This is a genomic window from Methylocystis sp. H62, from assembly GCF_015709515.1.
Taxonomy (GTDB): Bacteria; Pseudomonadota; Alphaproteobacteria; order Rhizobiales; family Beijerinckiaceae; genus Methylocystis.
Map to the genome: position 1 here is coordinate 189180 of NZ_JADNQZ010000057.1, position 21524 is coordinate 210703.

At 63.7% G+C, this 21524-nt stretch carries 20 protein-coding genes; 11 read left to right on the plus strand and 9 right to left on the minus strand.

Annotated elements, in window-relative coordinates:
* Nucleotides 1–147: 147 nt before the first annotated feature.
* Both acs and IYY11_RS16300 read left to right on the plus strand, forming a co-directional pair.
* The gene (gene acs, locus IYY11_RS16295) at nt 148–2082 is read left to right on the plus strand and encodes an acetate--CoA ligase (protein WP_196404814.1); all 1935 of its coding nucleotides are present in this window, start codon (nt 148–150) and stop codon (nt 2080–2082) included.
* Between the two features lie 160 nt (nt 2083–2242).
* Nucleotides 2243–2959, plus strand: coding sequence for a DUF3592 domain-containing protein (locus IYY11_RS16300; RefSeq protein WP_196404815.1), 717 nt, complete (start codon nt 2243–2245; stop codon nt 2957–2959).
* A gap of 149 nt (nt 2960–3108) precedes the next feature.
* Here the strand turns inward: IYY11_RS16300 and IYY11_RS16305 are convergent, their stop codons facing one another.
* The gene (locus IYY11_RS16305) at nt 3109–4308 is read right to left on the minus strand and encodes a sensor histidine kinase (protein ID WP_196404816.1); all 1200 of its coding nucleotides are present in this window, start codon (nt 4306–4308) and stop codon (nt 3109–3111) included.
* Between the two features lie 167 nt (nt 4309–4475).
* On the opposite strand from IYY11_RS16305, the gene IYY11_RS16310 reads away from it, so the two are divergent.
* Complete coding sequence (locus IYY11_RS16310) at nt 4476–5051, plus strand: SOUL family heme-binding protein (protein WP_196404817.1); 576 nt, start codon at nt 4476–4478, stop codon at nt 5049–5051.
* Nucleotides 5052–5423: 372 nt separating this feature from the next.
* On the opposite strand, the gene IYY11_RS16315 is transcribed toward IYY11_RS16310, so the two are convergent.
* Complete coding sequence (locus IYY11_RS16315; RefSeq protein WP_246720029.1) at nt 5424–5990, minus strand: nucleoside deaminase; 567 nt, start codon at nt 5988–5990, stop codon at nt 5424–5426.
* Between the two features lie 106 nt (nt 5991–6096).
* On the opposite strand from IYY11_RS16315, the gene fabD reads away from it, so the two are divergent.
* Nucleotides 6097–7044, plus strand: a complete 948-nt coding sequence (fabD, locus tag IYY11_RS16320) for an ACP S-malonyltransferase (protein ID WP_196404818.1) — start codon at nt 6097–6099, stop codon at nt 7042–7044.
* A gap of 182 nt (nt 7045–7226) precedes the next feature.
* On the opposite strand, the gene IYY11_RS16325 is transcribed toward fabD, so the two are convergent.
* Entirely contained in the window at nt 7227–8009 is a 783-nt protein-coding gene (locus tag IYY11_RS16325; protein WP_196404819.1) for an outer membrane protein, read from the minus strand.
* 422 nt (nt 8010–8431) lie between these two features.
* On the opposite strand from IYY11_RS16325, the gene fabG reads away from it, so the two are divergent.
* From fabG to IYY11_RS16360, 7 genes are all read left to right on the plus strand, one after another.
* Complete coding sequence (gene fabG / locus IYY11_RS16330) at nt 8432–9169, plus strand: 3-oxoacyl-[acyl-carrier-protein] reductase (protein WP_196404820.1); 738 nt, start codon at nt 8432–8434, stop codon at nt 9167–9169.
* A gap of 299 nt (nt 9170–9468) precedes the next feature.
* The gene (locus tag IYY11_RS16335) at nt 9469–9708 is read left to right on the plus strand and encodes an acyl carrier protein (protein ID WP_014891668.1); all 240 of its coding nucleotides are present in this window, start codon (nt 9469–9471) and stop codon (nt 9706–9708) included.
* Between the two features lie 91 nt (nt 9709–9799).
* Nucleotides 9800–11062: a beta-ketoacyl-ACP synthase II gene (fabF, locus tag IYY11_RS16340; protein ID WP_196404821.1), complete on the plus strand. Its 1263-nt coding sequence runs from the start codon at nt 9800–9802 to the stop codon at nt 11060–11062.
* A gap of 872 nt (nt 11063–11934) precedes the next feature.
* A complete protein-coding gene (gene mltG, locus IYY11_RS16345) occupies nt 11935–13806 on the plus strand; it encodes an endolytic transglycosylase MltG (protein ID WP_409455264.1) in 1872 nt (623 codons plus the stop codon).
* A 75-nt stretch (nt 13807–13881) separates the two neighbouring features.
* Complete coding sequence (locus tag IYY11_RS16350; RefSeq protein ID WP_196404823.1) at nt 13882–14769, plus strand: YicC/YloC family endoribonuclease; 888 nt, start codon at nt 13882–13884, stop codon at nt 14767–14769.
* Nucleotides 14770–14841: 72 nt separating this feature from the next.
* A complete protein-coding gene (gene gmk, locus IYY11_RS16355) occupies nt 14842–15483 on the plus strand; it encodes a guanylate kinase (RefSeq protein ID WP_196404824.1) in 642 nt (213 codons plus the stop codon).
* Nucleotides 15484–15528: 45 nt separating this feature from the next.
* Nucleotides 15529–15756, plus strand: a complete 228-nt coding sequence (locus tag IYY11_RS16360; protein ID WP_196404825.1) for a hypothetical protein — start codon at nt 15529–15531, stop codon at nt 15754–15756.
* 119 nt (nt 15757–15875) lie between these two features.
* On the opposite strand, the gene rsmA is transcribed toward IYY11_RS16360, so the two are convergent.
* The 6 genes from rsmA to purL all read right to left on the minus strand — a co-directional run bounded on the left by rsmA (nt 15876) and on the right by purL (nt 21460).
* Entirely contained in the window at nt 15876–16799 is a 924-nt protein-coding gene (gene rsmA, locus IYY11_RS16365; RefSeq protein WP_196404826.1) for a 16S rRNA (adenine(1518)-N(6)/adenine(1519)-N(6))-dimethyltransferase RsmA, read from the minus strand.
* The gene (pdxA, locus tag IYY11_RS16370; protein WP_196404827.1) at nt 16800–17798 is read right to left on the minus strand and encodes a 4-hydroxythreonine-4-phosphate dehydrogenase PdxA; all 999 of its coding nucleotides are present in this window, start codon (nt 17796–17798) and stop codon (nt 16800–16802) included. It abuts the gene before it with no gap.
* A 326-nt stretch (nt 17799–18124) separates the two neighbouring features.
* Nucleotides 18125–18367 (minus strand): hypothetical protein, encoded by a 243-nt coding sequence (locus IYY11_RS16375; RefSeq protein ID WP_246720031.1) that lies wholly within the window; start codon nt 18365–18367, stop codon nt 18125–18127.
* 220 nt (nt 18368–18587) lie between these two features.
* A complete protein-coding gene (gene grxD / locus IYY11_RS16380; RefSeq protein WP_196404897.1) occupies nt 18588–18932 on the minus strand; it encodes a Grx4 family monothiol glutaredoxin in 345 nt (114 codons plus the stop codon).
* 49 nt (nt 18933–18981) lie between these two features.
* A complete protein-coding gene (locus tag IYY11_RS16385) occupies nt 18982–19212 on the minus strand; it encodes a BolA/IbaG family iron-sulfur metabolism protein (protein ID WP_026222654.1) in 231 nt (76 codons plus the stop codon).
* Between the two features lies 1 nt (nt 19213).
* Nucleotides 19214–21460 carry a phosphoribosylformylglycinamidine synthase subunit PurL gene (gene purL, locus IYY11_RS16390; protein ID WP_196404828.1) on the minus strand — a complete coding sequence of 749 codons (2247 nt, stop codon included), beginning with the start codon at nt 21458–21460 and terminating at the stop codon, nt 19214–19216.
* Nucleotides 21461–21524: the final 64 nt, after the last annotated feature.

The following is a 21524-nucleotide window of genomic DNA, read 5'->3' on the forward strand; positions in this document are numbered from 1 at the left end:
GGGCGTCATGCCCGCGCGTGTCGTGGGCGTCCACGCCGAGACACTGCGCCATGTTCTCCCAATCTGCGTCGCCATAAAGACGTGGATGGCCGGACAAGCCCGGCCATGACGGGCAGATGTTTACGAAATGCGTCGACGGAGAAACGAATGTCGCAAAAAATCTACCCCGTCCCGGACGACTGGAAAACGCGCGCGCGCATCGACGAAGCGACCTATCGCCGGCTCTATGAACGCTCCCTCAAAGACCCCGACGGCTTCTGGGCCGAGCAGGCGCAGCGCATCGACTGGATCACGCCCTTTTCAAAAGTGAAGCGCACCAGCTTCGACACGCATAATGTTTCGATACGCTGGTTCGAGGACGGCACGACCAATGTCGCGATGAATTGCATCGACCGGCATCTGCCGGAGCGCGCCAACAAGACCGCGATCATCTGGGAAGGCGACGATCCTTCCGTCTCGCGCCACATCACTTACGCCGAACTGCATGAGGAAGTCTGCCGCTTCGCCAATGTGCTCAAAAGGCACGGCGTCAAGAAGGGCGACCGCGTCACCATCTATCTGCCGATGATTCCCGAAGCCGCTTTCGCCATGCTCGCCTGCGCGCGCATCGGGGCGATTCATTCGGTGGTCTTTGGCGGCTTCTCGCCGGATTCGCTTGCGGGACGTATCGCCGACGCGGAATCACAGGTCATCGTCACGGCGGACGAAGGCCTGCGCGGCGGCAAGAAGATTCCGCTGAAAGCCAATGTCGACGCGGCGCTCGACAAGGTTTCCGCGAAGACGGTCATCGTCGTCACGCGCACCGGCGGCGAAATCGACATGCAGCCCGGCCGCGACTTCCGCTATGAGGAAGAAGCCGCGCGCGTGCACGCCGATTGTCCCTATGCGGAGATGGACGCGGAAGATCCGCTGTTCATCCTTTACACGTCCGGCTCGACCGGCAAGCCGAAGGGCGCGCTGCATACGACCGGCGGCTATCTCGTCTACACATCGCTCACCCATGAACTCGTCTTCGACTATCGCGAGGGCGACGTCTATTGGTGCACGGCCGATGTGGGCTGGGTGACCGGACACAGCTATATTGTCTACGGCCCGCTCGCCAATGGCGCGACGACGCTGATGTTCGAAGGCGTGCCGAATTATCCGAGCGTGTCGCGTTTCTGGGAGATCGTCGACAAGCATAAGGTCGATATTTTCTATACGGCGCCCACCGCCATTCGCGCGCTGATGGCGGCGGGCGAGGCGCCCGTCAAAAAGACCAGCCGCAAATCGCTGCGCCTGCTCGGCTCCGTTGGCGAGCCGATCAACCCGGAAGCGTGGGAATGGTATCATCGCGTCGTCGGCGAGGGCCGCTGCCCCATCGTCGACACCTGGTGGCAGACGGAGACCGGCGGCGTGCTGATCTCGCCGCTGCCCGGCGCGATCGATCTGAAGCCCGGTTCGGCGACGCGGCCGTTTTTCGGCGTCGCGCCCGAGATCGTCGATCAGGCCGGCAATGTGCTCGAAGGCCAATGCGAAGGACTGCTCGTCATCGCCGATTCATGGCCGGGACAGATGCGCACCGTCTATGGCGATCACGAACGTTTCGCGCAGACCTATTTCTCCGCTTTTCCGGGCAAATATTTCACCGGCGACGGCGCCAAGCGCGATTCTGATGGCGATTACTGGATCACCGGCCGCGTCGACGACGTCATCAATGTCTCGGGCCATCGTCTCGGCACCGCGGAAGTCGAGAGCGCGCTCGTCGCGCATGAGAAAGTGTCGGAAGCCGCCGTCGTCGGCTATCCGCACGACATCAAGGGCCAGGGCATCTACGCCTTCGTCACGCTCAATCAGGGCGTGACGCCGAGCGAACATTTGCGCAAGGAGCTGGTGCATTGGGTGCGCCATGAGATCGGGCCGATCGCGACGCCCGACATCGTGCAATTCGCGCCGGGACTGCCGAAGACGCGCTCGGGCAAGATCATGCGGCGCATTTTGCGCAAAATCGCAGAGGGCGAGTTCGGCGCGTTGGGGGATACCTCGACGCTCGCGGACCCGGGGGTGGTGGAGGAGCTGGTGCGGGAAAGGGCGGAGAGATAACTGGCGTTCTGCAGTTAATGTCTACTGCAACTGAACTACTGCAAATTGCGAGCCGTGTTGGATAACCAGTATGACTGATTATTGGTTGCCTCCTCCCGAACTACGCCAACCGCTTCCAAGGAAGGTGGCGCGATCGCGGAGGTTTTTTTGCGAGCAAGGGATGTTTGTGGCGCTTTGTGTCGGTGTCGCAGCCGCCTTGCTTGGAACTACGACTTACACAAAGTTGCGAGAGCAGACTTTAAGCCTCCGAGGCGTTACCGTAGAAGGCCGCGTAATAGGACAGACGGAACAAAGTGCGCGCCGTACGAATTTCGAATCGATTTCATATGAATTCATAACTCTCACAGGCGAAGTGGTCAGTTCTTGGGATAACGTGGCGCGGAGCTACTTCGATCAGCTGAGCCGCGGATCAAGAGTTAGCATCGTTTATGACCCCCTCGATCCAAGTCTTTCGTCAGTCCGTTACCCACGCATGGAGGAAACATTCTTTCCGCACCGCTCGTTCCGATTTAGCGGCGGCATAGCGGCCAGTCTGCTGGCGCTGTGCGGATTTTCAATCCTCTTAAGTCAGCGGCTATATTTGCAGGAGAAACGGCTGCTCGAACACGGCACTGCGGTTCCGGCGAATATAACCAATATTCGATGGCGTTCATTCCTGGGCCAGACCTGGGCGACCATCGAATACCGACTGCGCGAGGACGGAGCGCACCAGCTGCCAAGAGAGGGTTCAATCTCCGCCCCATCAGCTGAAGCCCTCGACAAAGCCGTTCAATCGATTTTGTCCAACCCAACGGCGCTGATCGATTCGACCGACAGAAAGCGGTGCATCCTGTATCCGGCGGGATTTGACAAAGCGACCGTGTTACCGAGTACGTGAATTGTAGAAGTGGGCTTTCAGGCTCTCGAATTGATGCAACACGCTCAACACAACCAGATAAAGGAGCAGCCCGTAGAGGACATGCCGCGCGCAAAGCTTCGAGCAATCCGATATGGCCGTTCAAGCTGCTCCCGCGCCCCGACAGAGTATTACTTGGATAGGGCGACTACAGGAATTTTCATCGAAACGATCAAGCCGTCAGGCTTCCATCCATAGCTCAGCTCGCCTTCGAATTGGCTGATGATCGTCGACTGCGACAATCTTGTGCCGAAGCCGCTGCTTTCTGGCGGGCGCGCAATCTTGGGCCCGCCACGCTCCAACCAACACAGGACGAGTTGCTCACGCTCAGCACGCCAAGAAAGCGCCACCACGCCTTCTTGTGATTTGAGCGCGCCGTGTTTCGCCGCATTGGTCGCAAGTTCGTGCAACACCAGCGCGAGGCCATTTGTGGCGCGCTGGCCCAACAAAATCGGTGGACCTTCCACAACGAAGTGGCTTCGCGTGTCGGGCGGCGCATGCGGCCGCATGATCTTGGCGACCAGTTCCGCGAGGTCGACCATTTCGGCCTGCGCTTTGTTTGCGAAACTACGGCGCACCAGAGCATCGGCTTCCGCCAGCGCGTCGAGTCGGCCCGAAACCATCTTTGACATCTCTGCCGGAGTCTTCGCCGCCTTCTCACTCACCCGGACAATGCCGGCGGTGAGCGCGAAGAGGTTTTTCACTCGGTGGCTCATCTCGCTGGTCAGCCTCTCCTGCTGCTCCAGGGCTGCCTTGAGCTGCCGCTCGGAGTCCAGCATTCGCAGCGCAATCCCCACAAACCCTGCAAGCTCAGTCAGCACACGAGCATGGCCGCTGTCGAAATGACCTTCCTTGTCGGCAACAATCCAAAGCGTTCCTAGCGGCTCCTTGCCGCCAAGATAAAGAGGCACCAGCAATACTTCGGGCACGACGATGCCGGCATCCGAAATCCAGTCATACACGCGCTCCGGATGCGACGATAACACCGGTCTATTGCAGTCGAGAGTGACCCCGCAGGGGCTAGAATTTCGTGGCGTCGTAGCGTGCTCGAACGGCGCCAGCCGCCCGCGCAGATAGCGCCACCGAAATACGCCGGGGCCGGGATCTGGCTCGTAAAGGCTGAGCCCCGCCGATACGCCTCCGGTCATTTCCATCGCCAGGTCGACAAACCGAGGCAGAACCTCCGCCGGATGATCGGCCATGCGTCCGGCGAGATCTTGTAGCGCCAGCTTTTCTTGAAGTGAATCAGTCTCCTTTGGAGCGCGGCGATCCAGCTCCTCGGTGATGAAGACATCCGAGATCGCCCTATCTTGCCGCCGTTCCAGCTTCATCGTCAGCCTCGAGGTCGCGCTTATTCTACATCCGGCCTCGGCTGGGGAAAATCGAAATGCGGTCGATCCGACAACCCTGGCGAAAAACCAACCCTCTTTGGCGCCCTGCCGCCTGTTCCGCCGCCCTGCCGCGCCTCATCTTACCTTCACAACAGAGGACCCAGGAGATGCGGCGTTTTCTTGCCATCCTCGTCGGGCTCATCGCGGCTGCCCCCGCGCGCGCGGATTCCGACGTGGAGCATGCGCGATATTCGGTGGTCGCCTCGACAGGGGCCATCGAAATTCGCGACTACGCGCCGCAGATCGTCGCAGAAACGACGGTCGCCGGCGAGCGCGGCGCGGCCATTAGCGAAGGCTTCCGCCGCCTCGCCGGTTATATTTTCGGCGACAATTCCCCGCAGCGGAAAATCGCCATGACCGCCCCCGTCGGACAGGAGTGGAAGGGCGGCGATTGGAAGGTGCGCTTCACCATGCCCGCCGAATACAGCATGGCGAGCCTGCCCAAGCCCAACAGCGCAGAAGTCAAACTCGCCGCCGCGCCGGGCAAGCGCATGGCGGCGATTCGCTTCTCCGGACTCGCCGGCGACGACGCCCTCGCCGAAAACCAGGCGAAGCTGCTCGATTATCTGAAACGCCTGGGGATCTCGCCCAAGGGCGATCCGCAATACGCCTTCTACGACCCGCCCTGGACGCTGCCTTGGAACCGGCGCAACGAAATCCTGGTCGAGATCGCCCGCGAGTGAGGGCTGTCGGCTGCCATCGAATTCCGCACTCGACTTCGGTTGGCGAGAATTGGCGCTGCATTGGCAAGCCTGCAGCTATCTCAAGCAGAGCTTTCGGCCTCTCATCCTCGAGAGCCTCGTTTCGAGGATGGAGATGCGGCGGGCGTTGTCCGCCACTCGCGATTTGGCGCGGAGCCCCCCGGTCCGCGCCGATCGTGATGCGTCAAAGACGACGGTTTCGGCGACGCTCCTCCCGCGACGCCGGATCCGCGACACCGCGCCGCGAACCATCGCCGAGACGACGGCCACCGACGAGCGCGGCGTCAATCCAAGCTTGGCGTCGCCTCGTCGGCCAAACGTCGTCCGATATCCGGACGCGCCACGAAGCGCAGTCTATTTCTTGACAAACAGCGCCAGGGCCTCCGGCGCCAGCACGCCGCCGGTGATCTCGACGGTTTCAAACGGCGCGGCCTGCGCCACGGCTTTGCTCGTGATCATGATCTGGCCGATTCGCGTCTCAAGCTGCGCGATCGACGCAGCGTAGACGACACGCCCGAGTCCGCACCAGACGATCGCGCCCATGCACATCGGGCAGGGCTCGCCCGACGTGTAAAGCGTCGCGCCCTTGAAATCCTTGGCCGGATTGTCGGCGACGAAGCGGCGAATCGCCACCATCTCGCCATGCGCGGTTGGATCGTTGTTCGTCACGCCGAGATTGCGTCCCGTCGAGACGACCTTGCCGTCGCGCACAATCACGGCGCCAAAGGGAAAGTCGCCTTTGGCGGCTTCAGCGATCGCCAAGCGCATAAAGCCCTCATCCTCCGGCAGGACGGGCGTGCGCTTGGCATGGCCCTGCGCCGGCGCGGCGCCAAAGACTAGCCCGAAACCTGCGCCGATCGTCGCCAGCGCGCCGCGCCGGTTAAAGCGGCCGCCGTCGCCGCCGCATGTCGTTTGGCTCATTTCCCGCTCCCGCGCGCGTTTCGGCTTCAGGCGCCAACTTGACACGGCGAACCCCCCGGCGCCACACGCGGCGACCCAAACAATAATAAAGCAGGGACGGTTACGCATGCAGAAGGCATTCATTTTTCCCGGTCAGGGATCTCAGGCGGTCGGCATGGGCAAGGCGCTGTTCGACGCCTGCGCGCCCGCGCGCGCAGTTTTCGCCGAGGTCGACGATGCGCTGTCGCAGCCGCTCTCCACACTTATGTTCGAGGGTCCTGAATCGGAGCTGACGCTCACCGCCAACGCCCAGCCGGCGCTGATGGCGGTTTCGCTCGCGACGATTCGCGCCCTGGAAGCCGAATGCGGCCTTGACCTCGCGCGCGACGCGGCCTTCGTCGCCGGCCATTCGCTCGGCGAATATTCCGCTCTCGCGGCTGCGAGCGCGCTGACGATTTTTGACACCGCGCGGTTGCTGCGCATTCGCGGCGACGCCATGCAGAAGGCGGTCCCTGTCGGAGAAGGCGCCATGGCGGCATTGCTCGGCGCCGATCTCAATCAGGCGCGCGCCGTCGCAGAGGAGGCGGCGACGGCCGCGAACGGCGTCTGTCAGGTCGCCAATGACAACGGCGGCGGCCAGGTGGTGATTTCCGGCGCCAGGGCGGCCGTCGAAAAGGCGATCGACGTCGCCAGGGAGAAGGGAATCAAGCGCGCGGTGCTGCTGCCGGTCTCCGCGCCCTTCCATTGCGCGCTGATGCAGCCCGCCGCCGACGCCATGCGCGACGCGCTCGCCGGAGCGGCGATCAGCCCCCCGCGGGTTCCGGTCGTCGCCAATGTGACGGCGGAGCCGACGCGGGACCCGGAGACGATTCGCCGACTGCTCGTCGAGCAGGTCACCGGCGCAGTGCGCTGGCGCGAATGCGTGGCCTATGTGGCGAGTCACGGCGCGACGAAGTTCGTCGAATGCGGCTCGGGCAAGGTTCTCGCCGGGCTTTTGAAGCGGATCGCGCCGCAAGCACTGGGCATTTCGGTGGGCGCGCCCGCGGATTTCGACGCCTATCGCGCCTTCGCCTAGAGCGCATCCCGATCACATCGAATCATGTGATCGATCAGCAATCGCTCAAAATCAAAATGGTGGAGCAGGTTCTCCATCGAAAAAGCTCTAGGGACGCGGGACAAGAGACCGAAGACGCAAAAGAAAAGGCCCGGTCGCGAGGACCGGGCCCATTCTCTCGACCGTAAGGTCGATCAGTCGGATTAGTACTTGGCCAACACCGGCGCCGGGGAGCCGAAGTTGAAGTGGTAGTTGATGCCCGCGCGGATCGTGTGGAAGCGCGTGCGGTTGTTCACATTGTTCAGGCCCCAACCCGGGTTGAACGCAAACAGCCAGTTGTTGTTGCTGTTGCTGCCGCTGATCTGCGTGTACAGATACTCGACCTTCGCGGACCAGTTCGGGAAGAACATCCACTCGGCGCCGCCGCCAGCGGTCCAGCCCGTCTGCACGGCGCTGTTCTGGTTGAACCAGCTGTTGCGCTGCACTTCGCCATAGGCGAAGCCGCCCGTGCCGTAGACCAACAGTTGCGGGCTCAGCAGGGTGATGCCGACGCGGCCGCGAACGGTGCCGAACCAGTTCAGGCGCGCCGAACCTGCGCCGCCGCCGCCGAAGCCGCCGCCTAACAACCACCAGTTGTTGTTGTTGTTTCCGCCGCCCGAGCCGAGGCTGGTGCCCTGGAAGTCGGTCTCGACGCCGACGACGAACATCGGCGTAACCTGGAAGTTATAGCCGAGCTGACCGCCGCCGATGACACCGCCGGTGTTGTTGTTGCCGTTGTTCCAGCCGCCGTTCCAACCCTGATTGGAGGAATTGCTGGCGAAGAAGCCACCGCCGAGGTTAAGACCGGCGTAGAACCCGGTCCAGGTCATGATCGGCGGCGGGGGGATGTACGGCGGAGGAGCCTTGTGGGAGGGTAGATCGGCGGCGTTCGCGGCGCCGGCGAAAAGCGCCGTCGCCAGAGCCAGGGCCGAGATCGCTGTCTTCATCTCTCTATCCTTCATTTGAGCCAACTTAAATTAATAGGCGCGCGTCAGTCCCGTGACTCTTACGGACGTTCAAGGACGCTGACCCCCAAGCACGGCGGACTGTGCGCAAATTTCTCGCGGGAAACAACAAACAGAAGGTAAAATCAGGCCCAAAAGACCCAAAAGATTTCGACTGTTGCAGTTACGCCACAATGAAATTTGACTCGGATTCCGATGCGTTGTTGAGCAAATCAGTCTCGAATCCGTCGCTTGCGAAACGAAGCCGAACTAACGCCCGCTTTCTCCCAATATCCGATCGGGCGTCGGTGGCGTCCGCCGTAGTGGAGGCGGTCGTTTGAAGTTGAACCGCGGCTGAAAAAAGGCCACTCCCCGAACTGAGCTATAAGACTCACGTCATGGCGCGAGGGAGGAGAGGGGAAGACATGTTTGATCTCAACGGCAAGACTGCGCTCGTCACGGGCGCGAGCGGCGGAATCGGCGCGGCGATCGCGCGCGCGCTTCACGCCGCCGGCGCGATCGTGGCGCTTTCCGGCACGAGGAAAGAGGCGCTCGAGGCGCTTGCCGGCGAATTGAACGGCCGCACGCACATATTGCCCTGCAATCTTTCGCAAAAGGACGAGACCGAGAAGCTCGTGCCGGCGGCGGAGGCGGCGATGGGCGGCCTGGACATTCTCGTCAACAACGCCGGCATCACCCGCGACATGTTGTTCATGCGCCTCAAGGACGAGGACTGGGACGCCGTCATCAACGTCAATCTGACGTCGGCCTTTCGCCTGTCGCGCGCGGCGCTGCGCGGGATGATGAAAAAGCGCTTCGGCCGAATCATCCAGATTACGTCGGTCGTCGGCGTGACCGGCAATCCGGGGCAAGGCAATTACGCCGCCGCCAAGGCGGGCATGATCGGCATGTCGAAGTCGCTGGCCGCCGAGGTCGCCTCGCGCGGCGTGACCGTCAATTGCGTCGCGCCCGGATTCATCGAAAGCCCGATGACCGAGGCGCTGACCGGCGCGCAGAAGGAGGCGATCCTTCGCATGGTGCCCGCCGGAAGGCTCGGGACCGGCGCCGACGTCGCCGCCGCCTGCGTCTATCTGGCCAGCGCCGAGGCGGCCTATGTCACCGGGCAGACCCTGCACGTCAATGGCGGCATGGCCATGATCTAGGAGAGGCGAATCGCCTGGAAAACGCGTCTGCGGCGACCTTTCGACGCGTCCGCGGGAACGCGGGGGCGCCTCTCGCCATGCCCAGGGAAGTATGCTACCAGACCTCGCCGCTGAGGGGCGGCGTCGCCGCGATTTAAACCCGGTGGAGCAAGTCGCAACGCGTCTCGCACACATCAGGGCGATCGGCGCGCGATTGCACGTTACAAGGGATGAAGGGCGATCATGGAGCGCGCCAGCAGGCCTGCTCTAAATCGCCACACGGCGCGTAAGGCGCCAAACGCAGACAGGGATCAAAGAAGATGAGCGATGTCGCCGAGCGCGTGAAAAAGATTGTTGTCGAGCATCTCGGCGTCGAAGCCGACAAGGTCGTCGACAAAGCCAATTTCATCGACGATCTGGGAGCCGATTCGCTCGATACCGTCGAACTCGTCATGGCTTTCGAGGAAGAATTCGGAGTCGAGATTCCCGACGACGCCGCCGAGACGATTCTCACTGTGGGCGATGCAGTGAAGTTCCTCGAAAAGGCGAAAGCCGCCTGACGAACTGAAGATTCAAGCGCTCGGCGGATCCTCTCGCGAGGCTTCGCCGACGCCGCCATTTCCGACAACATAACAGTTCGAGAGTAGAGCCATGCGCAGGGTGGTCGTCACCGGTCTTGGCGTCGTATCTCCTTTGGGCTGCGGCGTGGACACCAATTGGCGCCGTCTCGTCGCCGGAGAATGCGGCTTCAAACGTATCGACACATTCGAGGCGTCCGACCTCGCATGTCAGATCGCGGCGGTCGTGCCGCGCGGCGACGGCAAAGACGGCACATTCAATCCTGACGACTGGTTCGATCCCAAAGAGCAGCGCAAGGTCGATGATTTCATCATCTATGGCGCGAGCGCCGCGACGCAGGCGCTAAAAGACTCCGGTTGGGTGGCCGACACTCCAGACAAGCAGGAATCGACTGGCGTCCTGATCGGCTCCGGCATCGGCGGCCTCGGCGGCATCTACGAAACCTCCGTCACCTTGAGGGAGAAGGGTCCGCGCCGCGTATCGCCTTTCTTCGTCTCGGGCCGAATCATCAATCTCGTGGCCGGCTATGTCTCCATCATGCACGGCCTGAAGGGCCCGAACCATGCGGTGGTGACGGCCTGCGCGACCGGCACGCACGCCATCGGCGACGCGGGGCGCATCATCGCGGTGGGCGACGCCGACGTGATGGTCGCCGGCGGCGCCGAATCGCCCGTCAATCGCATCGGCGTCGCTGGCTTCGCCGCGTGCCGCGCGCTGTCGACCGGCTTCAACGATCGTCCCGAAGCCGCCTCCCGGCCCTATGACAAGGACCGCGACGGCTTCGTGCTCGGCGAAGGCGCCGGCTGCGTCGTGCTCGAGGAATATGAGCACGCCAAGGCGCGTGGCGCGAAAATCTACGCCGAACTTATCGGCTACGGCATGTCGGGCGACGCCTATCACATCACCGCCCCGGCGCCCGATGGCGACGGCGCCTATCGCTGCATGAAGGCGGCGCTGAAGCGCGCCGGCATTACCGTGGCCGACATCGATTACGTGAACGCGCACGGCACGTCGACGCCGCTCGGCGACGAGATCGAACTCAAAGCCGTCGAACGACTTCTGGGCAACGTCGAACCCAAACTCGCCATGTCATCGACGAAATCCGCGATCGGCCATCTGCTCGGCGCCGCCGGCGCCGTCGAAGCGATCTATTCGATCCTGGCGATGCAGGCGAATGTCGCGCCGCCGACGCGCAACCTCGACAATCCCTCGGTCGAAACGACGATCGACCTCGTGCCGCACAAAGCCCGCGAGAAGGAAATCAATATCGCTTTGTCGAATTCCTTCGGCTTTGGCGGCACGAACGCCTCGCTGCTGTTTCGCCGCGCCTCCTGAGCAGGGGCGCTCAGCCGGCGCATTCGAACGCCTATCGCGCGATGCGCCGGAGCCTGCGAACCGAAGCGGCGCATTCCTGAATTCGCCACAATGAGGCATAGTGTAAGTCCTCGGCGATACTCGGCGTGAGATCTTCGACGTTTGATGGGCTTAGTGCGATGAGCGAAGCGGACAATAAAGGCGCGCCCGAAAAGCCAACAGACGCCGCATCGGCGGCGCCGAGCGAGCCGACCTCGGCCGAAGCCGCCGCGCTGCAGCGCGAAGACCTGACAATTCAAGAAACTCTGAACGCGCCCGCAGAGGACTCTGGCGCGCCGCCGACGGAAGTTCCGCCGCCCGACGCCGCGCAGGTGAAAGAGCTGGCCACGGCCGCGCCTTCGCCGCCGCCCCCGCTCGCGGCAAAGGTCGAAGCGCCTCTGCCCGAACCGCCGAAAGCTCCCGCGCCATTAGCGGCAGACATCGCCACGCCGGTTCCGGCGGCGTCCATCCAGCCCATCGTTCCACCGCCCGCGGCGCCGCCGCCCCCGCTCGCGGCAAAGGTCGAAGCGCCTCTGCCCGAACCGCCGAAAGCTCCTATCGCGCCATCGGCTGACATCGCCACGCCGGTTCCGGCGGCGTCCATCCAGCCCATCGTTCCGCCGCCCGCGGCGCCGCAGCCGCCGATCGCGGCGAAGGTCGAAGCGCCTCCGCCCGAGCCGCCGCAAGCTCCCGCCGCGCCAACCCCGGGGGCGCCGCCGCCGCCGCCACTGGCTCAAGCGGCCGCGCCGACTGCCTACGTTGCGCCTGCCAGCGAAACCACAAAACCGTCTGCAGCGCCGCCGGCGGCACCCGCATCGCCGGCTCCCCCGTCCTGGACCCCGCCGCCGCGCCCCGTGATCAGGGCTGAAGCGCCAGCGCTCGGACCGCCTGGCCCGCCCTCGGCAAAAAAGCCCGACCCCGTCGCGGCGGGCGCCGGCATGTTCTGGCGGCGCGCTCCGCGGCAGAGCGCTAAGCCGGCAGAAGCCGCGCCCACGCCGAAAAAGCGTAAGCGCCGCGAGGGAACGCTTTCCGTGGCGAGCGGTTTCCTGAGTTTCGTGCTCGTCGCGCTGGTCGCCAGCGTTTTCGGCGTCATCGCCGCCATGCATAAGCTGAAAGAACCGGGGCCGCTCGCGGCCGACAAGGTCGTCTATATTCCGCCGCGCAGCGACTTGCTTGAGATCATCTCCCAACTCGAGCGCGAAGGCGTGATCGCCAATTCGACGCTCATGCAGCTCGGGATCGTTCTCGAAGGCAAGCTCGGCAAGCTGAAGCCCGGCGAATACGCCTTCAAGAAAAACATCAGCCTTCGCGATGTGATCGATCAGATCGCCTCCGGCCGCCAGATCATGCACAGCGTGACCATTCCGGAAGGTCTGACGTCGGAACAAATTGTGCAAAAACTGAAAGAGGCCGAACTGCTGGTGGGCGATATCGTCGACCTGCCGAAGGAAGGCGCTCTGCTGCCTGAGACCTACAAATTCCCGCGCGGCTACCCTCGGGCGCGCCTCCTCGCGAAGATGCAGGAGGATCAGCGCAAGACGCTCGACGCGATCTGGGCGAAGCGCTCGCCGGACCTGCCCTTGCGCACGCCCTATGAACTGGTGACGCTGGCGTCGATCGTCGAAAAGGAGACCGGCAAGAATGAAGAGCGGCCGCGCGTCGCCGGCGTATTCGTCAATCGGCTGCGCAAAGGCATGCGCCTTCAGTCCGATCCGACGATCATCTACGGCCTCGTCGGCGGAAAAGCGACGCTCGGCCGGCCGATCTTGCGCACCGAAATCGAGAAGTGGACGCCTTACAACACCTACGCCATCGACGGTCTTCCGCCGGGACCGATCGCCAATCCCGGCCGGGCGGCGCTTGAAGCCGCCGCGCATCCGGCGCCGACGCGCGATCTTTATTTTGTCGCCGACGGCACGGGCGGCCATGTCTTCTCCGAATCGCTCGACCAGCATTCGCGCAACGTCCAGAACTGGCGGCGACTGGAGAAGGAAAAGACCGACGGCGCGGTTGATCGCGCCACGCCCGGCGTCCCCGCGCCGGCCGCGCCCAAGCCCGACAAGCGCACGCAGGCGCCCATCGGACATCTCGTCAGGCTTGCTGACAGCCACGAAGACTTCCCGCCGAACCGCGCCATGGCGCCCGATGACGGGCCGACTCACCGGCTCGGCAAATTCGCTTATGCCGACGCCGATTTTTTCCTCGGCGGCTATGGCGACCGCACGCAGGTCCAGGCGGCTGAATATGCCGCGTTGCGGCCGGCGCGACCCTTTTTTACCGAGGACTCCGTGCAGCTGCGCGCCAAGGCGCTGTTCGACCCGATGCTTCTCGTCGGCCGCCCGGCGCCCCGTGCGGAGGAAGAGCGGCTCAATCCGGATATGACGACGGTCGCGAGCGATCGTCCGGGCGCTCAGCCTGATGACGGCGGCGACATCGCCGCCTATCCGGTCTCGCCGGCGCAGCGCGCCGAACAGAAGGCCCGCGCGGCGCGTCTTGGACTTGCGGCAGGCTCCGACGAGCTTCCCGGCGAAGCGCTCGGCGAACGGCTGGCCCAGGACGCCGCGCCGCCGGCGGGCGCCACGGCTTTGGCCGCCACAGGCGGCCGGGCCTTGCGTCCGCGCGCTTTCGACGCCTCGGAAGGCACGCCGCTCGACCCGCTGCGCGACAAGAGCTGGGATCTCACCTCGGCTAAGACGGTTCCTACGACGCCGGGGGATTTGCGGTAAAGCCGACGCGGCGATAGTCAGGCGCGGCGCAACTCGGCCTCACGCCGATTCGCCGTCTCGGAGCCGCCGCCGCACATGAGCATTCACAGCATGACGGGATTCGCCCGCGTTCAGGGCGCCGTCGCCGCCTTTCGCTATGCGTGGGAGCTCAAGAGCGTCAACGCCAAGGGGCTGGATCTGCGTCTGCGCGCCCCGCCCGATTTCGACTCCGTGGAGATCAAGGCGCGGGAAAAAATCGCCGCGCGGCTCGCGCGCGGAGCGGTTTTCGCCAATCTTGTCGCAAAGCGCGAAGACGAAAGCCAGGTCGCCCGTCTCAACCGCGCCGCTCTCGACGCCCTTCTCGCCGCGCTCGCCGAACGCCCGCCGCCGGCCAATATCGGCCCCGCGACGCTCGATGGTCTGCTCGCGGTGCGCGGCGTGGTGGAGATCGTCGAGCCGGAGCTGTCCGACGCCGACCGCGCCGAACTTGACGCGCAGATTCTCGGATCGCTGGACGAAGCGCTGAACGCGCTGATCGCCTCGCGCGCCGCGGAGGGCGACGCCCTGGCGGCGGTTCTTCATCAGCGGCTCGACCGCATATCGATCCTCGCCGCGCAGGCCGACGCGGCGCCGGCGCGCCAGCCCGAAGCGATTCGCGCGCGGCTGAAGCAGCAGCTCGCGCGCCTCCTGGAGAACGCCGATTCCCTCGATCCGGCGCGACTGCATCAGGAAGCGGCGCTGCTTGCGGTTCGAGCCGACATTCGCGAGGAGCTCGACCGTCTGAAGGCGCATGTCGACAGCGCGTCCAAACTGCTCGCCGCGGGCGGGCCGATCGGCCGTCGTCTGGATTTTCTGGCGCAGGAGCTTGGCCGAGAGACCAACACGCTTTGCGCCAAATCGAACGACGCTGCGCTCTCGGCGATCGGGCTTGAACTGAAGATCGAGGTCGAGCAGCTACGCGAGCAGGTTCAAAACATCGAGTGAGTCGCGAGTGGACAGCGAGGCCGCTACTCGCTAACTCGCTACTCACTATTGGCTACTACGTCTCGAAAAGTCATGCTTCCAGCTCCATCCAGCCGCCGCGGCATCGTCCTCATCCTTTCCTCGCCCTCCGGCGCGGGCAAGACGACGCTGACTCGGATGCTGCTGCAGGACCGCGATCTCGATCTGACGCTGTCGATTTCGGTGACGACGCGCACACGACGCTCGAGCGAAGTCGACGGCATCCACTACAGCTTCATCCCCGAGCGTCGATTCGCCGCCATGCGCGACGCCGGCGAACTTTTGGAATGGGCCGAGGTTCACGGCAATTTTTACGGCACGCCGCGCGGGCCGGTCGAAGACATTCTTGCGCAGGGCCGCGACTGCCTGTTCGACATTGACTATCAGGGCACGCGCCAGGTGCGCGAGAAGATGGGCGCTGACGCCGTCACTGTCTTCATCCTGCCGCCGTCGATGGATGAACTGCGCGCCCGACTTGAACGGCGCGCGGAGGATTCGCGCGAGGCGATGGCGCGGCGGCTGGAGAACGCGCGCAAGGAAATCGCGCGATGGAAAGATTACGACTATGTGATCGTCAACGACGATCTGCAGCGCGCTTTCGACGATCTGATCGCGATCCTGCGCGCCGAACGGCAGCGGCGTCCAAGGCGCGATAAGGAAATCGAGCAATTCGTCGCCAAGCTTTTGAGCGAGTGAGGCGCGGTCACTCGCCGCCCGTCCGTTTCATATTATGCTATGGCCATGATCTGCGCTCTCAAGCACCTGCTGCCCGCGATCGAGAACTGGCCGGCCGAGGACCAAGAGGCTCTGGCCGAGGCCGCGCGCGAGATTGAGGCGGCGCGGGCCGGCCATTACGCGATGACGCCTGAAGAAGAGGCGGCGGTTCTGGAAGGACTGGCCGAGGTCGAGCGTGGGGACTTCGCCCCGGCCGAAGAAATGGCGGCGTTGTGGAAGAAATTCATAGCGTAAAATCCGCTATGCGCGGGGCCGCACAGCGCGACCTCGCTTCAATATTCGCCTATCTCGCCGAACGTTCTCCGCAAGCGAATCGACTCATCGCGCCATCCACCACAATTCCCCCGCAAGCGTCACTGAGCCGAAAGCGCATTGGCCAGAGCGACGAAACCGGCGACGTCGATTTCTTCCGCGCGTTTGGTTTCGTCTATTCCAGCCGCCGCAAGCAGCGCCGCCGCGTCGACGCCAAGCGACTTCAAACTTTGCCGCAACATCTTGCGCCGCTGTCCGAAGGCGGCTTGCGTGACGCGCGACAATGCGCGCGGATCGCATTCAAGCGGCTTGGGATTGGGCGTGAGCTCGACGACCGACGACGTCACTTTAGGCGGCGGCGTGAAGGCGGCGGGCGAGATGTCGAAAAGAATGCGCGCCTTCGCGCGCCAGCCGCATAGCACCGCGAGCCGACCATAATCGGCGCGCTCTTTCGGCGTCGCGACGATGCGCAGCGCGACCTCTCTTTGAAACATCAGCACGTAGCGGTCGAAGACCGAGGGCCAGGGTTCCGCTGCGATCCATTTCGTCAGCAGCGCCGTCGCCACGTTATACGGAAGGTTGGCGCAGATCCGCGCAGAAGCTCGGTTGTCATGGCCGACGGGCCGAAGGCCTGATCGGGAATCCAGAGCAGTGGCGTTGTTATCCGCGTCGGGAATGACAGGCGCGTGGGTCCGCACGAGCGCTGCAATGTCGATCTCCAGCGCATCGCCTTCGATGATCGTCAGCCGGCCTGGATAATGCGCCGCGATCTCTTCGAGCGCTGGCAGACAGCGAGGATCCCGTTCGACGGCGATGACTCGCGCGCCTTGCTCGAGCAGCGCCCGCGTCAACCCGCCGGGACCCGGGCCGATTTCGACAATGACCGTGTCGTCGAAGGGCCCGGCGGCGCGGGCGATGCGCGCGGTGAGATTGAGATCGAACAGAAAATTCTGTCCAAGCGATCTTTTTGCGTCGAGTCCGTAACGGGCGACGATCTCTCGCAGCGGCGGCAGCGCGTCGGCCACTTAACTGATGCGTCCTGCGAGTTTGATCGCTTCGATCAGGCTCGTCGGATCGGCGATTCCTTTGCCGGCGATGTCGAAGGCCGTTCCATGATCGGGCGACGTGCGCACGAAAGGAAGGCCGAGCGTGACATTCACGCCGCGATCAAAGGCGAGCGTCTTGATCGGAATCAACGCCTGATCATGCGTCGGACACAGCGCCACGTCATATTTCGCGCGAGCGGATTCGTGGAACATCGTGTCGGCGGGAAAGGGTCCAGACGCATCGACGCCGCGCGCGCGCAATTGCGCGATCGCCGGCGCGATAGTGTCAATCTCCTCGCGGCCAAGCGCGCCCTCTTCACCCGCATGGGGATTGAGGCCTGCAAACGCGAGGCGCGGCTTGCTGATGTGAAAACGCGCGCGCAGATCATGCGCCACAATCTCTCCCGTCTCGACGATCAGTTCGCGCGTCAGGTTTTTCGAGGCGTCGGCGAGCGGAATGTGAATCGTGATCGGAACGACGGCGAGTTCCTCCGACCACAGCATCATCACCGCGCGATAATCACCGCCAAAATGGCGATGCGCGAGCTCCGCCAAAAATTCGGTGTGCCCGGGATGTTTGAATCCGGCGTCATAGAGAACCGATTTCGCGATCGGATTGGTGACGACGGCGCGCGCTTCGCCCTTTGCGACGCACGCCACCCCCTGCTCGATGGAGCCAATCGTTGATTGAGCGTCTTGACGATCAGGATGGCCGGGCGCGGCGGCGACAACATGACGCCCCGTATCGACGACAGGCAGCGCGCGGGAGAAGACTTCGCGAGCCTGCGCCGCCGTTGTGCTTTCAATCTGGATTTCGAGCGCGAGAGTGGCCGCGACTCGGGCGATAAAGGCGGGATGGCTGAGCAAGAAAAACGGTGGCAGATCGCGTGATTCACGCACGGCATAGGCCATGAGCGCGAGCTCCGGCCCGATGCCTGAAGGGTCGCCTTGAGTCAGGGCGATGGGAGCGAGCGTCACGGCTCTTGGCCGCCTTTGTGGCAGTCGCGGGCGCTAGACCGGAAATTGCGCTGGCGCTGCTTGGTCATGAGCGACTGTGCCGCAGACGCGGCATGAAATCAAACCGCCCGTTTGTTACGATGCATAGACTTAACCTATGGATTCTGCGCAGAACGCTATCGCGCGAGCGCTCGAAATCTTCCTGCCGCAGCTTTCGTAATGCGCCGCAAAAAACGTTTTATCCTTTTAATGTGCCGAGCCGGTCCGTTCCGGCGCCATCGCCCAGTGAAAAAAGAAGCTCCGGCGGTACTTTGGAGCCCCGCCGGAGCTTTTTCTTGACAGTGCGGCTACTGAGCGCCTTCGAGAATGATTCTGCCGCTCGGATCGTGTGGTCCGTCCTCGGTCAGCTGACGCGGATAGTGTCGCATGACGTCGCGCGGCGTCGCGCTCAAGGCTTCATCGCGCCCGTGTTCGCGCACAGCGTCGCCCCAAACCTCGCGGAAATTATAGTGCCGCTCATATGCGAAGGCCGAGCCCGCTGAAAGTGCGACCCCGAGCGCCGCAGTGGCAAAGACGAGTTTAAAGGACATCGTATTCTCCATCCCGAACTGCGCTTGCGGGCGGGATGCCCGGGCGCCCCTGTGGAGAAGAGGATCCTTCATCTGTTTGTCATAATAAAGTGTAAGCTACTTTGCCCTTCTGACGCCTGCGTGCAATGCAGCAATCATACAGCGTCGCCGATCTATCGATAAAACAAATGCGCGCCGCTCAGAGAGCGACGCGCACAAAAATGCTAGACTGCGATAAGGCTTAGGCCTTGCCTGCCGGCGCATGCGGAACGCCTTCCTTATCGAGCAAAGCGACGAGTTCGCCGCTCTGGAACATTTCCTTGGCGATGTCGCAGCCGCCGATGAATTCATTCTTGACGTAGAGCTGCGGGATCGTCGGCCAGTTGGAATAGGCTTTGATGCCGTCGCGTATCGCGCCGTCGGCGAGCACGTTGATCGCCTTGTAAGGCACGCCGAGGTGGTTGAGGATCTGCACCACCTGCATGGAGAAGCCGCATTGCGGCGCCTGCGGCGTTCCCTTCATGAAGAGCACGACGTCGGAGGATTCAATTTCGCTTTTAATGCGGGCGTTGGCGTCTTCGGACATTGTCATTTGCCTTTCTTGCGGCGTTCAAGGCGCCGGTTGATGAGAGAGATTAGGGCGCGCGCGTCGTCAGCTGCAGCGCATGCAATTCGCCGCCGAGCCGGTCGCCGAAAGCGGCGTTGACCATCTGGTGCTGCTTGACGCGGGTCAGCCCGCGGAAGCTTTCGGAGACGACCGTGGCCGCCCAATGATCGTCATCGTTGACGAGCGCGGTCAGCTCCACCTGCGCGTCGGGTATGGCGGACTTGATGAGACGCTCGATTTCAGCGGAGGGCATGGGCATTTTATGACACCTGTGTCGAGAAAGCGCACGAAAGCGCGTTGTCATCTCCGGCCATGAAGGCCGGCAGTGGGGCTTCATGCGCCTTGCGCAGCTCGGTCAGCAATATCGGCGCCTCGCCGGGCAGGATCAAGGCGTCGCCCCCGACGCGGCCGATCGCCAGAATGGGCACGCCCGCCGAAGCGCCCGCTCGGACGACCTCGGCGGCGTCCTCGCCCTGCTGGACGGTGACGAGATAGCGCGCCTGGTCTTCTCCAAACAGCGTTCCGTGCCCGGGACCCGATGGGAGCTCCGCGATGTCCGCGCCCATGTCGCCGGAAAGCGCCATTTCCGCCAAGGCGACGGCGAGGCCGCCATCCGAAAGATCATGCGCCGCGCTGACGCGCCCGGAAAGAACCAGTCCTCGAACGAAGTCGCCGTTCCGGCGCTCGGCGGCAAGATCGACCGGCGGCGGGGCGCCATCGGTGCGTCCGCAAAGCTCATGCGCATAGGCTGACTGGCCGAGCCAGCCCTTCGTCTCGCCGATCAGCAGGATCGCGTCGCCGTCTCTGGCGAAGCCGGTTTGCGCCGCCTTGGCGACGTCGGCGATGAGTCCGACCCCGCCGATCGCCGGGGTGGGCAGAATGCCGGCGCCCTGCGTCTCATTGTAGAGCGAGACATTCCCGGAAACGATGGGGAAATCCAGCGCCCGCGCGGCTTCGCCGATCCCTTCCAGGCAGCCGACGAACTGGCCCATATATTCCGGCCGCTCCGGATTGCCGAAATTCAGATTGTCGGTGAGCGCCAGCGGCGTCGCGCCGCGCACGGTGATGTTGCGCCAGCTTTCGGCGACCGCCTGCTTGCCGCCCTCGTAAGGGTCGGCGGCGCAATAGCGCGCGGTGACGTCAGTGGTCAGCGCCAGGCCTTTCGGCCCCTCCTTCACCCTGACCACGGCGGCGTCGCCGCCGGGCGGCCGCACGCTATTGCCGAGAATGAGGTGGTCGTACTGCTCCCAGACCCAGCGCTTGGAGCAGAGATTCGGCGTCGCGAGCAGCTTCAGCAGCGCGTCGCGGTTCGTCAGGGGCGATTTGAGCGACCCTGCGTCGATCGCCGGCTGTTTCGGCGTTTGCGTCCAGGGTCGATCATAGACCGGAGCTTCGTCGCCCAATTCCTTGATCGGCAGATCGACCTTCACCTCGCCCCTGTGCTTGACGACGAAGCGCAGCGTGTCGGTCGTCCTGCCGATGATCGCGAAGTCGAGCCCCCATTTTTTGAAAATCGCCTCGGCTTGGTCTTCGAGTTCGGGCTTGAGAACCATGAGCATGCGCTCCTGGCTCTCCGAGAGCATCATTTCATAGGCGGCCATGCCCTGTTCGCGGCAGGGAACGGCGTCGAGGTCGAGCTCGATGCCGAGATTGCCCTTGGCGCCCATCTCCACCGCTGAAGACGTGAGCCCGGCCGCGCCCATATCCTGGATGGCGATGACCGCGCCCGACGCCATGAGCTCCAGGCAGGCTTCCAGCAGCAGCTTTTCCGAAAAGGGATCGCCGACCTGCACGGTGGGGCGCTTTTCTTCGGCGTCCTCTTCAAAGGACGCCGAGGCCATGGTCGCGCCATGGATGCCGTCGCGGCCGGTCTTGGAGCCAAGATAAACGATTGGATTTCCGACGCCGGCGGCGGCCGAGTAGAAAATCGAGTCTGTGCGGGCAAGCCCGACCGCCATGGCGTTGACGAGAATATTGCCGTCGTAGGAGGCGTCGAATTCCGTCGAACCGCCGACCGTCGGCACGCCGAAACTGTTGCCATAGCCGCCAACGCCGGCGACGACCCCGGCGACGAGCCGCCGCGTCTTGGGATGCGACGGGCGGCCGAAGCGCAGCAGGTTCAAGCAGGCGATCGGCCGGGCGCCCATCGTGAACACGTCGCGCAGGATGCCGCCAACGCCCGTCGCCGCGCCCTGATAGGGTTCGATGAAGGAGGGGTGGTTGTGGCTCTCCATCTTGAACACGCAGGCGTCGCCATCGCCGATGTCGATCACGCCGGCGTTCTCGCCCGGACCGCGAATCACCCAAGGGGCTTTGGTGGGAAGCTTGCGCAGATGCACGCGCGACGACTTGTAGGAACAGTGTTCGTTCCACATCGCCGAGAAAATGCCGAGTTCGGTGAAGCTCGGCGTGCGGCCGATGAGCTTCAGGATGCGATCGTATTCATCGGGCTTGAGGCCATGAGCGGCGGCGAGCTCTGGCGTAACGGCGGGTTCGGTCGCGCTCACTTAACCTCGCATTGACGTGAAAATCTCGGCCGCGCTTCGAGCGTCTTCGCCGCGCTGCGGCGGC

Coding starts and splice junctions, on each gene's coding strand:
- IYY11_RS16335 (WP_014891668.1), top strand. CDS start 9,469: ATGAGCGATGTCGCCGAGCGCGTGAAAAAGATTGTTGTCGAGCATCTC.
- IYY11_RS16350 (WP_196404823.1), top strand. CDS start 13,882: ATGAGCATTCACAGCATGACGGGATTCGCCCGCGTTCAGGGCGCCGTC.
- IYY11_RS16375 (WP_246720031.1), bottom strand. CDS start 18,367: ATGTCCTTTAAACTCGTCTTTGCCACTGCGGCGCTCGGGGTCGCACTT.
- IYY11_RS16385 (WP_026222654.1), bottom strand. CDS start 19,212: ATGCCCATGCCCTCCGCTGAAATCGAGCGTCTCATCAAGTCCGCCATA.
- fabF (WP_196404821.1), top strand. CDS start 9,800: ATGCGCAGGGTGGTCGTCACCGGTCTTGGCGTCGTATCTCCTTTGGGC.
- fabD (WP_196404818.1), top strand. CDS start 6,097: ATGCAGAAGGCATTCATTTTTCCCGGTCAGGGATCTCAGGCGGTCGGC.
- acs (WP_196404814.1), top strand. CDS start 148: ATGTCGCAAAAAATCTACCCCGTCCCGGACGACTGGAAAACGCGCGCG.
- IYY11_RS16310 (WP_196404817.1), top strand. CDS start 4,476: ATGCGGCGTTTTCTTGCCATCCTCGTCGGGCTCATCGCGGCTGCCCCC.
- grxD (WP_196404897.1), bottom strand. CDS start 18,932: ATGTCCGAAGACGCCAACGCCCGCATTAAAAGCGAAATTGAATCCTCC.
- IYY11_RS16300 (WP_196404815.1), top strand. CDS start 2,243: ATGTTTGTGGCGCTTTGTGTCGGTGTCGCAGCCGCCTTGCTTGGAACT.
- gmk (WP_196404824.1), top strand. CDS start 14,842: ATGCTTCCAGCTCCATCCAGCCGCCGCGGCATCGTCCTCATCCTTTCC.
- fabG (WP_196404820.1), top strand. CDS start 8,432: ATGTTTGATCTCAACGGCAAGACTGCGCTCGTCACGGGCGCGAGCGGC.
- IYY11_RS16325 (WP_196404819.1), bottom strand. CDS start 8,009: ATGAAGACAGCGATCTCGGCCCTGGCTCTGGCGACGGCGCTTTTCGCC.
- IYY11_RS16360 (WP_196404825.1), top strand. CDS start 15,529: ATGATCTGCGCTCTCAAGCACCTGCTGCCCGCGATCGAGAACTGGCCG.
- IYY11_RS16315 (WP_246720029.1), bottom strand. CDS start 5,990: ATGAGCCAAACGACATGCGGCGGCGACGGCGGCCGCTTTAACCGGCGC.
- IYY11_RS16305 (WP_196404816.1), bottom strand. CDS start 4,308: ATGAAGCTGGAACGGCGGCAAGATAGGGCGATCTCGGATGTCTTCATC.